We start from the raw sequence: 14,676 nt of genomic DNA, 5'->3' as shown, positions 1-14,676 counted from the left end.
CACAACTCAATAGAAAAGGAATTATTACCATGTCAGATATGTCAATTATTTCTGCAATTTTGGTCGTAGTTGTTGCCTTCCTTGCTGGTCTTGAAGGTATCCTTGACCAATTCCAATTCCACCAACCACTTGTTGCATGTACCCTTATCGGTGCTGCTACAGGTAACCTCACTGCAGGTATCATGCTTGGTGGTTCTCTTCAAATGATTGCCCTTGCTTGGGCTAATATCGGTGCCGCTGTCGCTCCTGACGCTGCCCTCGCCTCTGTTGCTGCTGCCATCATTTTGGTTAAAGGTGGTAACTTCACAACTGAAGGTATCGGTGTTGCGACTGCAACAGCTATCCCACTTGCGGTTGCCGGTCTCTTCCTAACTATGCTTGTTCGTACAGCATCAGTTGCCCTTGTTCATGCTGCAGATAAAGCAGCAGAAAGCGGAAACATCGCTGGTGTTGAACGCGCACACTACCTTGCCCTTCTTCTTCAAGGGTTGCGTATTGCTGTGCCTGCAGCTCTTCTTCTTGCTATCCCAGCACAATCTGTTCAACACGCCCTTGGTTTGATGCCTGACTGGCTCAACCACGGTATGGTTGTCGGTGGTGGTATGGTCGTAGCCGTTGGTTACGCCATGGTTATCAACATGATGGCAACTCGTGAAGTTTGGCCATTCTTCGCCATCGGTTTTGCTTTCGCAGCAATTAGCCAATTGACACTTATCGCTCTTGGTGCTATCGGTGTCGCTATCGCCTTCATCTACCTCAATCTTTCTAAACAAGGTGGCGGAAATGGTGGCGGAACTTCATCTGGTTCAGGCGACCCAATCGGCGATATCTTGGAAGACTACTAGGAAGGGGTGCTCTCATGGCTGAAAAAATTCAATTATCTCAAGCAGATCGTAAAAAGGTTTGGTGGCGCTCACAATTCTTGCAAGGTTCATGGAACTATGAACGTATGCAAAACTTGGGTTGGGCTTACTCACTCATTCCTGCTATCAAAAAACTCTACACTAACAAAGAAGACCAAGCCGCAGCTCTTAAACGCCACTTGGAATTCTTCAATACCCACCCTTACGTAGCTGCTCCTATCATGGGTGTTACCTTGGCTCTTGAAGAAGAAAAAGCTAACGGTACCGACATCGAAGATGCTGCTATCCAAGGGGTTAAAATCGGTATGATGGGACCTCTTGCCGGTATCGGTGACCCTGTTTTCTGGTTCACAGTTCGTCCTATCCTTGGTGCCCTCGGTGCATCATTGGCACAAGCCGGTAACATCGCTGGTCCACTTATCTTCTTCATCGGTTGGAACCTTATCCGTATGGCCTTCTTGTGGTACACTCAAGAACTTGGTTACAAAGCAGGTTCAGAAATCACTAAAGACATGTCTGGTGGTATCTTGAAAGATATTACTAAAGGAGCATCAATCCTTGGTATGTTCATCTTGGCTGTCCTTGTTGAACGTTGGGTTTCTATCGTCTTCACTATAAATCTTCCAGGTAAAGTTTTGTCTAAAGGTGCCTATATCGAATGGCCTAAAGGCAATGTCAATGGTGACCAACTTAAGACTATCCTCGGCCAAGTTAATGACAAACTTAGCTTCGATAAGATTCAAGTTGATACCCTTCAAAAACAATTGGATTCATTGATTCCAGGTTTGATGGGACTTCTCCTTACTTTTGCATGTATGTGGTTGCTTAAGAAGAAAGTTTCACCAATCACAATCATCATCGGTCTCTTTGTAGTTGGTATTGTTGCAAGCTTCTTCGGAATCATGTAAAAAGAGTAAGAGTTTAGCAAAGCTGAACTCTTTTCTTATGCTATAATAAAGGTACTACAATCAAAAAGCGAGATAGATATGGCACAATCACTAAACAAAACAGTTGAACTGCATACAACAGGCGTTTCCTACATGGCTATCGGAGGTAAAGTCGGTAAGTTTCTAATAGGAGATGTGGCTCTTGAATTCTACCCAGATGTCAATGTCGAGCAATACATTCAAATCCCATGGACAAGCATCACTCAAATCGGTGCGAATGTCTCCGGAAAAAGAATTAGTCGCCACTTTGAGGTTTTGACAGACAAGAGCAAATTCCTCTTTGCTTCTAAAGATTCTGGAAAGATTCTAAAGATTGCTAGGGAACATCTTGGTAATGAAAAAGTCGTCAAGTTGCCAACTCTCATTCAAACTATCGGCACTCGACTCAAAGGTTTATTTGCCAAAAAATCATAATTTTTGTATAATATAACAGACGGATAAGTACTAGCTAGATCCTTTCAGAAAGCCTGCGGTTGCTGCGAGCAGGTAGGGTTAACCTACGAAATTCTACCGTTTCTAATAATTAAAAACATAAACAAGTGCACTCCTGTGAAGTTGGATGGAACCGTGGCTCATGTCACTCCAACACTTTCACTGGAGTGTTTTACTTTTTGGAGGAACTTATGTTAGATGTAAAACGTATTCGTAACGACTTCGATGCCCTTGCCGAAAAATTGGCTACACGTGGGGTTGCTGCTGAAACTTTAAATGAACTTAAAGAGCTTGATGTTAAACGCCGTGAGCTTCTTATCAAATCTGAAGAACTCAAAGCTCAACGTAATATCGCTTCAGATGGTATCGCTCAAGCTAAACGTAACAAAGAAGATGCTTCAGAACAAATTGCAGCCATGCAAAAAGTTTCTGCAGAAATTAAGGAAATTGATGCAGAACTTGCTGCTATCGATGAAAAGCTTAATGCCATCGTTGTGACACTTCCAAATACACCAAACGACTCTGTTCCAGTAGGTGCTGACGAAGACGAAAACGTAGAAGTTCGCCGTTGGGGAACACCTCGTGACTTTGATTTTGAAGTTAAAGCTCACTGGGATCTTGGGGAAGACCTTGGTATCCTAGATTGGGAACGTGGTGCTAAAGTCACTGGTTCTCGCTTCCTTTTCTACAAAGGACTTGGAGCAAAATTGGAACGTGCGATTTACAACTTTATGTTGGATGAGCACGCTAAAGAAGGCTACACTGAAATGATCACACCTTACATGGTTAACCACGACTCAATGTTCGGTACTGGTCAATATCCAAAATTCAAGGAAGATACTTTCGAGCTTGACGGTACTGACTATGTCCTTATCCCAACCGCTGAAGTTCCTTTGACAAACTACTATCGCGGTGAAATCCTTGATGGTAAAGAATTGCCAATCTACTTCACAGCCATGAGCCCTTCATTCCGTTCAGAAGCTGGTTCAGCTGGTCGTGATACACGTGGATTGATCCGTCTTCACCAATTCCACAAGGTTGAAATGGTCAAATTCTCAAAACCAGAAAGCTCGTACGATGAATTGGAAAAAATGGTAGTTAACGCTGAAAATATTCTTCAAAAACTTAACTTGCCATACCGTGTCATCACTTTGTGTACTGGCGATATGGGATTCTCAGCTGCCAAAACTTACGATTTGGAAGTTTGGATTCCAGCACAAAACACTTACCGCGAAATTTCTTCATGTTCAAACACAGAAGATTTCCAAGCCCGTCGTGCACAAATCCGCTATCGTGACGAAGCTGATGGTAAAGTAAAACTTCTTCACACTCTCAACGGTTCAGGACTTGCTGTTGGACGTACAGTAGCTGCTATCCTTGAAAACTACCAAAACGAAGATGGTTCAGTAACTATCCCTGAAGTTCTTCGTCCTTATATGGGCGGTGCTGAAGTAATCGCACCAAAATAACAAGGAAAATCTCCAGAAAGAACCTGGAGATTTTTTAGTTTTTATTAGCTTTCTCGTAATAGGCTTTCAACTTATCAAATCCATCAGCGAGCTCTTCTACTAACTCTTCCATAGTTTTACTAGTAGTCACTACCACATCATACTTAACCAATACCTTGCGGATACGACCATATCTAACTGCTGCTTTAAGCATCTGACGATTCTCTTCAGTTCCTTCTACACGATGACTGACACCATCTTCCTGGGCAAAATAGTATAGAGAGGGGGCAATCGGTAAGTCTAGGACCTTATGTTGCTTAGCTAGAGTGGTATCTGATTTTTTCCGTTCGACAAAGCTAACCTCAACAGAAATCCCCCATTTTTTAGGCTGACCATAAAGGCGAATCGCCATGGCAACATCGTCTAAACTGTCCTCAGGGGCCCTATAATAGCACCAAAAGTGTGGGCGACATATTTGTGCCTGATTGGCCCAATTGCTGACACGATCCATTTTAAAGGGTGCCAGACGCTCCTCTAGAGCTTTTGATAAGACCTGCATTTCCTTGCGAGCAGCCTGGCCTAAAGCTTTGAGTGCTTCCATCTCTTCTTGATGCAGACCCGCTTTTTCAGGTTTGATATACTTAACCCCTTGTTTAGATAAATAAGCTTTAATATTTTCTAACATCATTTCTCCTTACAATGACAAAAGACCAACCTTTAAAGATTCTATTCTGGTTGGTCTCTTTTTTTATTTACGTTTACGAGCAATCAAGTGGATTGGTGTTCCTTCAAAACCGAAGGCCTGACGAATTTGATTTTCCAAGAAACGCATGTATGAGAAGTGCATAAGCTCTTCTTCATTGACAAAGATAACAAATGTTGGTGGTTTAACCGAAACTTGTGTGCCGTAGAAAATCTTAAGGCGTTTTCCTTTGTCAGTTGGTGTTGGGTTGATGGCAATGGCATCCATAATAACATCATTCAAGACAGCCGATGAAATACGACGGTTTTGACTCTCACTGATGCGTTTAATCATCTCTGGCAACTTGTTAAGACGTTGTTTAGTTTCAGCCGATACAAAGATAATTGGTGCATAGCTCAAAAATTGGAACTGCTCACGGATATCCGCTTCCCAGTTGGCAACAGTATGATTGTCTTTCTTAATCGTATCCCATTTGTTAACTACGATGATAATCCCTTTACCAGCTTCATGGGCAAAACCAGCAATACGCTTGTCATACTCACGGATACCTTCTTCGGCATTTATAACCATAAGGACAACATCAGAACGGTCAATAGCACGCATAGAACGCATGACAGAGTATTTCTCTGTATTTTCATAAACCTTACCAGATTTACGCATACCAGCGGTGTCAATCATGGTATACTCTTGACCTTCACTGTCCACAAAGTTTGTATCAATGGCATCGCGAGTCGTACCAGCAATTGGGCTAGCAATTACACGGTCCTCCCCCAAAATGGCGTTAATCAAACTTGATTTTCCGACATTTGGACGTCCAATCAAACTGAAACGGATGATATCTGGATTTTCTTCTTCAACTTCTGTTGGGAGATTTTCAACGATAGCGTCGAGAACATCCCCTGTACCGATACCGTGAACAGATGAAACTGGATAGGGATCACCAAGACCAAGAGAATAGAAATCATAGATATCTGCACGCATCTCAGGGTTATCCACTTTATTTACCGCCAAGATAACTGGCTTGTTGGTCTTATAAAGAATACGGGCAACGTACTCGTCCGCATCTGTCACGCCTTCCTTACCTGAAACGACAAAGACAATAACATCAGCTTCAGTCATGGCGATGTCGGCTTGGTGCTTAATTTGTTCCATAAATGGTGCATCAACATCATCGATACCACCAGTATCAATCAAGCTAAATTGACGGTTAAGCCACTCAGCAGAGGTATAAATACGGTCACGTGTTACCCCTTCAACGTCTTCGACGATAGAGATACGTTCACCCGCAATTCGGTTAAATAGGGTCGATTTCCCAACATTTGGGCGACCCACGATAGCAACTGTAGGTAATGTCATATGTTTAAGTCCCTGATTAAAATAGGGATTCCTTTCTTCATTTAGCAGTCTCACTTCCACCAAGGGAAGCAAACTCTCTTATTCTTTATCATAATTAGATTCAACTTAGCGGCGATTAACACCCTTCAAGTGAACCTCTTTGGCAAGAAAACGAATACGCTCCATCACACGTTTGGCCTGCCAAGTCTCGTCTCCTTGACGTCCATTGGATAGCTTAGCTTCTAAATCCGCAAAACTATAGTTAGATGTAAAGAAAGTAGGCAGCTCTTCAATCATACGATGCTGGAGGATGACTTGCAAAACATCATCCCTAATCCAAGAAGAGAATTGCTCTGCACCAATATCATCTAGAACCAAAACTTCTGCTTGTTTGACAGCGTCTATTTGTTCCTTGACAGAACCGTCCTTAATTCCATTTTTAACATCAATGGTAAAAGATGGGTAATGAATAATGGTCGTCGCAACCTTCTTGGTTTCGGAAAGTTCATGAGCCATAGCAGCCAACATGAAGGATTTTCCAACTCCCATGTCCCCGTAGATGTAGAGGCCTTTCTGGTCTGGACTAGGGTAATTCGCCACAAAATCCACGAGACTCTCAAAGGTATCCACACGCGCCACATCATCTAGAGCAATATCCGCAAAGGTAATCTTACGATAAGACTGAGGCAGACTCACCAAATTAATCCGTTTAGCTATAGCCTGTTGTTCTTGTTGCTCTTTGAGCTGACGCGTCTCCTTATAGGTCACATCAGCGTAGCCTTCATTCATGGTCAGAATCGGCTCATACCCTTTCGCAATATAGGAGGCATCACCTTCTTTGACCTTACGGCATTCCACCAAGAATTGATTAAACTTAGGAAGACTACGTTTGATTTCATCCTGGCTTAGGCTATGCTCTTGAATAAAGCTAGCCACTCTTGGATCCGCCAAAATTTGCTTCGTTAAATCTGTTGCATTGCCAGACCCATGATGCCCTGTTCGGTTTAGGGTTTGTCCAACTCTTTCCATAGGCTACTCCTTTCCTTTTTCTAGTTTTGCCAAAGCCCGACGTCTAATTTCATCCAACTTAGCCTGATCAGCCTGACTGGTTTGATTATCATAATCTGGATTACTCCAGCTCGGCACATTTGTTTTCTTCTTAGAATCAGCTTTTGCTTGTTGTGATTTCTTGTCGTAACCACTACGCAAAGCTAAAAGCCCTTGTTCGGCAGTGAGGATGTTCTTAAAGTCAAAGTCGTTAGCAAGTTTAGAGATATACTCTTGATTCACATTCGTCGAACGTGTCCGTCCCAAACTGTAGGCAACCATGAGGTTAATGACCTCATCCATAAAGCCTCTTTGTGCCAAATCCGTGAGAATCTGCTTCTCAGAATTAGTAACAGTCCCGCTTGGACCTTTGGCACCTTGTAAGTAATCTATAGGCTTTTCGGACCTAACCGCTTTAAGAATTTTTTCTTCAGTCTCCGTCAAAGCAGAGTCACCACCTAATGTTTGAGCTTGAGCCTGCTCTAATTGCACCTGCATACGCTTGACAATAATCTGGTGGTTGACGGCTGTCTTTTTAGCTAAGAGATAGATATCATACCAATTCATGCCATGAGTCTCAGACAATTTATATATTTCTGGCACATCTGTCTTTTCATCTGTAAATACAAGCCCATCAGCCTGCATACGATTCCTAAAACTAGTTAAATCAAATGAATTTTTAGGCTTGATTTCAGACACAGACTTTTGAGCCAAACGCTCATCGGTAAAGACATCCGAAAAACGTTTAGATAAATCTTGCAATCCTTGGAGACCTGCCGGTTTCAAAGCGTCTACTGCTGGTTCACTAATCTTTTGCTCGAGAAGTGAACTATAAACGGCATGTTTTAGAAACTGCTCAATTGTTAAGGGAGACTTAAGCTCTATCACATAAAACCCTTGAGGTGACTGGTAAAAGGCCAAGAGATCTACTGCTGTCAGAACCGCCAGTGCTTCTTGAAGGGGCTGCATTCCAAAGTTAAGGTGATTCAGAATAGCCGCAAACTTATGGCGGCGATTACCATTGTCATAAAAAGCCACGAAATACTGGTAGAGAGCGTATCCCTCACTCCCAATAATGGGATAATAGCAACGCATTAAACTTGCCTGATCGGGAACGATAACCTGATTACCAACATAGACAAATTCTTCAATAGGTCTCATTTTTTAGACTCTTTTTTCGCACGTACAGTCTTAGTGATTTCTTGAAGCAACTCTTCAATCTCATCAACATCTTTGAAAGAACGGTAGACACTAGCAAAACGTACATAAGTAATTTCATCAAGGTCAGCGAGTTCTTTCATCACTAAATTCCCAATGACATCACTATCAACCTCTCCATCATGGTTACGGCGAATATTTTGCTCAATACGGGTGATGGCATTTTCGATATCCTCACTAGAAACCGGACGCTTCTGAGCACTCATCAAGATACCATTGAAAATCTTATCGCGAGAGAATTGTTCACGAGTACCGTCTTTTTTGACAACCAAAAGTGGAACTTCTTCCACACGCTCAAAAGTTGTAAAACGAGCATGACAAGAATCACACTCACGACGACGACGAATGGTATTCCCATCCTCTGCCTGACGGCTATCGATAACACTAGATTTATTATGTTGACATTTTGGACAACGCATGCACTTCACCACCAATCTTTGAAATTCGGTACTCTATTTTACCATAAAAACACATAAAAAGCACGCTCTAAACGAGGCGTGCTCACGACCAAGAATCACTCTAAGACTCTTATAAATTGATTTAAAGCTCAAGTTGAGGTGTCGTCGTTTCTCCATCCGCAAATGGAATGTAAAAATCGAAACATGTCCCTACACCAAGCTCTGAACTAACCTCAATACGACATCGGTAGGCCTCCACAATCTGGTAAAGAATTGATAAACCAATACCTACACCAGATTGAGTGGATGTACGGTTACGTGCCTTATCTGAACGATAGAAGCGTTCAAAGATATGCTCAATATCTTCATCAGATATCCCTTCACCATTATCTTGTACTTGTACCAACATTTCATCTTCCAGAGCCTTAATTGTAACCTGGATTTCCTTGTTAACAGGAGAATACTTGACCGCATTATCAATCAAAATAGTAATCGCCTGTTCAAAGTGTTGGCTGTAAATCTGTGCTGGACGCTCTGAGCTCTCAAAATCATTGAGATAGAATTGGTAATCTTCATGCAAGACACGGAAGTTACCAATAACCGTACGGATTGAAGAATTCAAATCACACGTATCATTTCTATGATTTTCAAATGATCCTTTGACACGGATAGAATCCAACATATCATTAATCATAATCGTCATACGGTTGGCCTCGTGACTTGCAGCCTCAAGACTCTCCTCAAGAATCTCAGGGTCATTTTTACCCCAACGTTGCAAGAGGTCCATATGGCCCTTGATAACCGCAATCGGCGTACGTAATTCATGACTGACGTCACTCAAGAAACGCATCTGCATCTGATTATTTTCTTGGATTTTATCCATCATACGGTTAAAGTTAACCGCCAAATCACCAATTTCATCGTGGCTTTCAATCTTAGAACGAAGTTCCAAATCACTTGGCGAATCGGTGATAACTCCCATCGTTTCGTGCAACTGTCTCATCGGACGAAGAATAGATGTCAAGACAACCACAGTTGCTGCGATAACTAGGACCGTCATCCCCACTTCTAGGAAAATCAATAAGAAAATCAAACGCTCTTTCAGAGCATAGTAGAATTCCAAATCATGGAAAATCTGGGCATAACCAACGATGGTCTTTTTATCCTTACCGTAAATTGGAACTTGTAGTAAGAAACCACGCTTTCCTTTATAGGACACTGACTTCAGTTTGTTTACTTCAGACATGCCTGGAGGAGAGTCTGTGTTTTCCTCAGAAGTAAAGATAAACGTTCCCTTTTTGTCATAAACAAAAACAGATTGGTTAGAAAATAATTTATTAGAAATTGCAACTTGACCATCCAAAGAGTGCTTTTCAGAAAGCACACCATTAATGATTGATGCATAAATATTTTTAGGCGAATAAAGGGCCGCTAAAAGCGGTTCTGGACTCAACTCTTCATCAGAATCCCAGTCCTTTTCGATATAAGTAACAACTTTCGAAATTGTGTTATTTACATTTTGACGTTCACGTTGCAAAAGAAGCGTATTGGCCGAGAAAACAACAACCAGAGTGAACATCGACAATACAAGAAAGAAGACCACAGCAGTTGTCATGGTCAACTTTTTTCTAATGGTTACTTTACCAAATAATTTATCTTGTAATTTACTCATTTTTCACGGATAACGTAACCCATTCCTCGCACTGTTTGAATGTATGATTCCTTACCTGGAACATCGATTTTCCCACGCAAGTAACGAATATAAACATCTACAACGTTTGTTTCGATTGCATCATCATATTTCCAAACTTGAAGCAAGAGTTCCTCACGGGTCATCACTTGGTTCATATTGCTCAAAAGTGTGTTCAACAAATCAAACTCACGTTTTGTCAATGGAATTGCTTCATCACCACGAACAACTGTACGGTTTTGAACATCCAATTTCAAATCACGATAAGTTGACGCCTTAGCTGGTGCATTCTTAGCAGCTTCGATATCTTGGCGACGGAAGGTTGCACGAATACGTGCCAATAGTTCTTCAATCGCAAAAGGTTTTACAATATAGTCATCAGCACCACGGTCCAAACCAGCAACAATGTCCATGATTGAATCGCGGGCTGTCATCATCATAATATAAGTATCTTTTTCTTGTTGGAGACGACGTGTTACTTCAAAACCGTCCATCTCAGGCAACATAAGGTCCAAGAGAATAAGATCGAAATCTTTCTCGAGTGCCATTTCAAGTCCTTCACGTCCGTTGTCTGCTGTCACAACGTCGTATCCTTCGTGTTGAAGTTCAAGAGAGACAAAACGAGCAAGGTTTTTCTCATCTTCAACAATCAAAATGCGTTTGCTCATAATAAGTATTTACCACTTTCTTAAAATTTTTTGACTTCTATTTCCCTTAAAAAGTCTGTAGATTTACCCTATAAATAAATCCGAAAATTAACTTCTAATGATATAATAATACAGATTTTTAAAATTGTCAAACATTTTTAGTTTATTTTTTTGAATTAATTTTCGTCAAATAGACCGTTCAATTGGGCAAAGGGATTACTTGCCTCTTTTTTCTCCTGTTGAAGTGCGGCAAAATCCTCTTCTGACAAGACTTCCCAGTCATTACCTGAGAGCGAAATTTGTCCTGATTCTTCCTCAGGTGTTAATACTCTCAAAGGAATATTAAGAAGAATATTATCTAGAATACTCTCATCAAGATTAATGGTATCCCCATCCAAGATAAGAACTAGATTTTCTTCGACTAATTCCTTTTGAAGAGCTGCATCTGCCTCTTGTATAAAGGTTTCTGAAACCGGATAGTTAAAGCTAAGTGTCACAGGTTCAAGTGAACGGCTAGATGGCAAGGTAATATCATAGCTAAGTTGATAGTCCAAAAGGTACAAGCCATTATCATAGGCTACCTGACCACTTGCTTGAATCTGTTCAAGATTTAAAACTTGATCATAGCGTTCTTTAATAGACTCCAACAAAGAAGGTGCTTCGGTAAAGGCGAGCCCCTCTGGAGACTTTCTAACTTCTGAAAGATAAATCATTCTTAATCCTCAAATTAAATTTCCCCATAGGGATCTATTTTCAATCCACAAGACCATAATCCCCTACATTCACTTTTCATTAGAGAGCATGATTATGATTTTAGACTTAATTAGTATTATATCAAATTTTTAAGAAAAAATAACACCTTTAATATTACATATTTCTTAAACTTAGAACTTTTTTCAAAGCTAATGAGAAACTTACTCAGACCCTGTTTCCATCTGTCCTATAGAGATTAGATGAAAGCTCTTAATTATGGTAAAATAAGAGCATTGAAACTAGATAAAAGGAATATATAATGACACCTGAAGATTTTTACAAGGCTCTGAAAGAACTGGGGTTCGATCTCAGCCAAAAACAAAAAGACCAATTCCAACGCTACTTTGAGCTTTTGGTAGAATGGAACGAAAAGATCAACCTTACTGCAATCACAGAAAGAGACGAGGTCTACCTCAAACATTTCTATGATTCTTTGGCTCCTGTTCTTCAAGGGCATATTAAAAATCAAAGTATTCGACTTCTGGATATCGGAGCTGGAGCTGGATTTCCAAGTCTCCCTATGAAAATCCTTTGCCCTGAGCTTGATGTGACTATCATCGACTCTCTTAATAAACGCATCAATTTCCTCAATCTCTTGGCTGATGAACTTGAGCTCAGCGGTGTTCACTTCTATCATGGACGTGCAGAGGATTTTGGACAAGACAAGGCCTTCCGTGCTCAGTTTGATATTGTTACTGCCCGTGCCGTCGCACGCATGCAGGTTCTCTCAGAATTGACTATTCCTTTCTTGAAGGTTGGTGGACAACTTATTGCACTTAAAGCTGCAGCAGCTGATGAAGAGTTAGCCGATGCTAAAAATGCCTTGAACTCGCTTTTTGCAAAGCCTATTCTCAACGAGAACTACAGACTGCCAAATGGGGATGGACGTAATGTCACTATTGTCGATAAGAAAAAAGAAACCCCTAATAAGTACCCACGTCGTGCTGGAATTCCTAACAAGAAGCCGCTATAACGTTTATCCAAGGAGGTGTCTTACTCCTTGGATTATTATTTACTCTTATGATAACTCGGAGGTTTTCATTGATCAATCGTCTTTCTGTCACGCAAAAGCTTGTGCTCAGCTTTGTCTTTGTCATTATAGTGGGAAGTATTTTACTTAGCCTTCCCATAAGCCACTATGCTAATAGTCCAGAAACAAGCTACCTGGATCATCTCTTCAATACTGTGTCAATGGTCTGTGTAACTGGACTTTCTGTTGTCCCGGTCAGTAAGGCTTACAATGGTCTCGGTCAAATTTTCTCTATGCTTCTCATGCAGACGGGAGGACTTGGGCTCGTCTCTCTTATAGCCTTTAGCACCTATACCCTGAAAAATAAATTAGGACTGAGTGATCAAGATCTCCTTCAATCCGCACTTAGCAGGGATAACCAAAAAGATTTGAAAGCTTATCTTTTTAAGGTCTATAAAATTACTTTTTCTATTGAAGCTTTGGCAGCACTTGTGATTATGACTGATTTCATTCCTCGTTTTGGACTTGGTCATGGCATTTTTAATAGTCTCTTTCTAGCTGTCTCTGCCTTTTGTAATGCTGGATTTGACAACTTGGGTTCTAACAGTTTACAGGATTATGCAACCAATCCAACCATTAACCTTGCTGTAGCTTTTCTCATTATGTCTGGAAGTTTGGGATTTGCAGTTTGGATTGATTTGATTCAACTATTGCGACGTTATATTAAAGATCGTCCAAGGAATTGGAAATTAGCTTGTAGGCCTTTCAGCAATCAAAGTCGTCTTGTTCTTATAAGTACAGGCTGTCTCCTTTTAGGAGGAACACTACTTGCTTGGTTACTGGAAATGGATAACTCTAAAACAATCGGTACTCTCAATGTCTGGCAACAACTTCTGGTAAGTTTCTTTCAGACTGTAACCATGCGTACCGCTGGCTTTGCAACTATTTCCTATACCAATGCCGATTTCTCCACAAATCTTCTTTTTATGATTCAAATGATTATTGGGGGTGGTCCTGGAGGAACTGCGGGTGGCATCAAGGTGACAACTGCCTCTATCATGTTCCTGCTTTTTAAGTCAGAACTATCTGGTAACTCGAGCGTTGTTTTTCGAAATCGTATTATATCTAATAAGACTGTTTTGCAAGCATTCACAGTTATACTCTTTTTCCTAACAATGCTCTTTGTCGGCTATGTTATTTTGCTGGAGACTAATCCTACACTATCGCCCCTAGGCCTACTTTTTGAGAGTGTGTCAGCCATTGCTACCGTTGGTGTTTCAATGGATTTGACCCCTAATCTAAATACTCTAGGACGACTCGTTATCATGTCTCTGATGTTCATTGGCCGTGTTGGACCTATCACTGTTCTCTTGAGCTTGATGACCAAAAAAGAAAAGCATGTCTCTTATGCCCCAACTGATATTTCAGTTGGCTAAACAATTTTATTCATTGACAATATTCTGAAAGGATTTTATATGAAAACACAAATTATTGGGGTCCTCGGTTTGGGAATCTTTGGACAAACCATTGCAACCGAACTCTCCTCTTTTGGACAAGACGTTATTGCCTTAGATAATAACTCTACAACAATTGATTCCCTTGCTGATCAGGTGACTAAGGCCGCTGTTGGTGACATTACTGACATTGACTTTCTACGTTCTGCTGGTATTGATACTTGCGATACAGTCATTATTGCAACTGGAGAACACTTAGAATCTTCTGCACTGGCGCTCCTGCAATGTAAAAAACTTGGCATTACAAATATTATTGCTAAAGCTATGAATAACAATTATGAGGAAGTCCTTTACGGAATGGGGGCCAACTGGGTCATCACTCCTGAGCGTAGCACAGCAAAAGAATTGGCTTCAAATATCCTCCGTTATAACATTTCAAATATTTTTCATTTAGAGGACGACGTGGCTTTAATTGAACTTAAAATTCCAAAAGAATGGGCTGGAAAGTCTTTGCATACATTAAATCTAAGACAAAATTATAACGTCAACGTTATTGGTTTTAGAGATGAGCAAAATGGCAAGTTAAACACTCACTTTGACCCAAGTAAGAAACTACCTGACGAAGGAATCATCCTAGTAGTCGCCGACAATCGGACACTAGAAAAATTTGATTATTTAGGCTATTTGAAATAACAAAAAAACGTTCCAATCTCGTTCATCTGGACAAGACGGGAACGTTTTTTATTATACTTAATGGCAGATTCTCTCTAT

Annotated in this window: 15 protein-coding genes; 7 read left to right on the top strand and 8 right to left on the bottom strand. The window is 40.8% G+C overall.

Features of this window, described 5'->3' with window-relative positions; genetic code table 11:
- Window positions 1-29 precede the first annotated feature (29 nt).
- From AX663_RS07880 to serS, 4 genes are all read left to right on the top strand, one after another.
- Entirely contained in the window at window positions 30-845 is an 816-nt protein-coding gene (locus AX663_RS07880) for a PTS mannose/fructose/sorbose transporter subunit IIC (protein WP_038675304.1), read from the top strand.
- A gap of 14 nt (window positions 846-859) precedes the next feature.
- Window positions 860-1,771: a PTS system mannose/fructose/sorbose family transporter subunit IID gene (locus AX663_RS07875; protein WP_060973174.1), complete on the top strand. Its 912-nt coding sequence runs from the start codon at window positions 860-862 to the stop codon at window positions 1,769-1,771.
- A 78-nt stretch (window positions 1,772-1,849) separates the two neighbouring features.
- Window positions 1,850-2,224 carry a DUF956 family protein gene (locus AX663_RS07870; RefSeq protein WP_060972160.1) on the top strand — a complete coding sequence of 125 codons (375 nt, stop codon included), beginning with the start codon at window positions 1,850-1,852 and terminating at the stop codon, window positions 2,222-2,224.
- 209 nt (window positions 2,225-2,433) lie between these two features.
- Window positions 2,434-3,711: a serine--tRNA ligase gene (gene serS, locus AX663_RS07865; RefSeq protein ID WP_037597435.1), complete on the top strand. Its 1,278-nt coding sequence runs from the start codon at window positions 2,434-2,436 to the stop codon at window positions 3,709-3,711.
- 34 nt (window positions 3,712-3,745) lie between these two features.
- On the opposite strand, the gene AX663_RS07860 is transcribed toward serS, so the two are convergent.
- The 8 genes from AX663_RS07860 to AX663_RS07825 all read right to left on the bottom strand — a co-directional run bounded on the left by AX663_RS07860 (window position 3,746) and on the right by AX663_RS07825 (window position 11,441).
- Window positions 3,746-4,375: a hypothetical protein gene (locus AX663_RS07860; protein ID WP_060973173.1), complete on the bottom strand. Its 630-nt coding sequence runs from the start codon at window positions 4,373-4,375 to the stop codon at window positions 3,746-3,748.
- Between the two features lie 63 nt (window positions 4,376-4,438).
- Window positions 4,439-5,749 carry a ribosome biogenesis GTPase Der gene (gene der, locus AX663_RS07855; RefSeq protein ID WP_037597430.1) on the bottom strand — a complete coding sequence of 437 codons (1,311 nt, stop codon included), beginning with the start codon at window positions 5,747-5,749 and terminating at the stop codon, window positions 4,439-4,441.
- 105 nt (window positions 5,750-5,854) lie between these two features.
- On the bottom strand, window positions 5,855-6,757 hold the full coding sequence (gene dnaI, locus AX663_RS07850; protein ID WP_002883792.1) for a primosomal protein DnaI: 903 nt from the start codon (window positions 6,755-6,757) through the stop codon (window positions 5,855-5,857).
- A gap of 3 nt (window positions 6,758-6,760) precedes the next feature.
- On the bottom strand, window positions 6,761-7,936 hold the full coding sequence (locus AX663_RS07845) for a DnaD domain protein (protein WP_060973172.1): 1,176 nt from the start codon (window positions 7,934-7,936) through the stop codon (window positions 6,761-6,763).
- Complete coding sequence (nrdR, locus tag AX663_RS07840; RefSeq protein ID WP_002883820.1) at window positions 7,933-8,412, bottom strand: transcriptional regulator NrdR; 480 nt, start codon at window positions 8,410-8,412, stop codon at window positions 7,933-7,935. The genes AX663_RS07845 and nrdR overlap by 4 nt, the downstream gene beginning before the upstream one ends.
- A gap of 121 nt (window positions 8,413-8,533) precedes the next feature.
- On the bottom strand, window positions 8,534-10,063 hold the full coding sequence (locus AX663_RS07835) for a HAMP domain-containing sensor histidine kinase (protein ID WP_060973171.1): 1,530 nt from the start codon (window positions 10,061-10,063) through the stop codon (window positions 8,534-8,536).
- Window positions 10,060-10,749 carry a response regulator transcription factor gene (locus AX663_RS07830; RefSeq protein ID WP_002883757.1) on the bottom strand — a complete coding sequence of 230 codons (690 nt, stop codon included), beginning with the start codon at window positions 10,747-10,749 and terminating at the stop codon, window positions 10,060-10,062. The genes AX663_RS07835 and AX663_RS07830 overlap by 4 nt, the downstream gene beginning before the upstream one ends.
- A gap of 155 nt (window positions 10,750-10,904) precedes the next feature.
- Complete coding sequence (locus AX663_RS07825) at window positions 10,905-11,441, bottom strand: DUF177 domain-containing protein (protein ID WP_037600313.1); 537 nt, start codon at window positions 11,439-11,441, stop codon at window positions 10,905-10,907.
- 299 nt (window positions 11,442-11,740) lie between these two features.
- On the opposite strand from AX663_RS07825, the gene rsmG reads away from it, so the two are divergent.
- The 3 genes from rsmG to AX663_RS07810 all read left to right on the top strand — a co-directional run bounded on the left by rsmG (window position 11,741) and on the right by AX663_RS07810 (window position 14,598).
- A complete protein-coding gene (gene rsmG, locus AX663_RS07820; protein ID WP_048673867.1) occupies window positions 11,741-12,454 on the top strand; it encodes a 16S rRNA (guanine(527)-N(7))-methyltransferase RsmG in 714 nt (237 codons plus the stop codon).
- Window positions 12,455-12,522: 68 nt separating this feature from the next.
- Window positions 12,523-13,887: a TrkH family potassium uptake protein gene (locus AX663_RS07815; protein ID WP_081260152.1), complete on the top strand. Its 1,365-nt coding sequence runs from the start codon at window positions 12,523-12,525 to the stop codon at window positions 13,885-13,887.
- Window positions 13,888-13,926: 39 nt separating this feature from the next.
- Window positions 13,927-14,598, top strand: coding sequence for a potassium channel family protein (locus AX663_RS07810; RefSeq protein WP_002883759.1), 672 nt, complete (start codon window positions 13,927-13,929; stop codon window positions 14,596-14,598).
- The last annotated feature ends 78 nt before the right edge of the window (window positions 14,599-14,676 follow it).

Source organism: Streptococcus sp. CCH8-H5 (assembly GCF_001556505.1).
Lineage (GTDB): Bacteria > Bacillota > Bacilli > Lactobacillales > Streptococcaceae > Streptococcus.
Note: the sequence above shows the minus strand (reverse complement) of the source record. Positions and strands in the feature narration are given on the sequence as shown.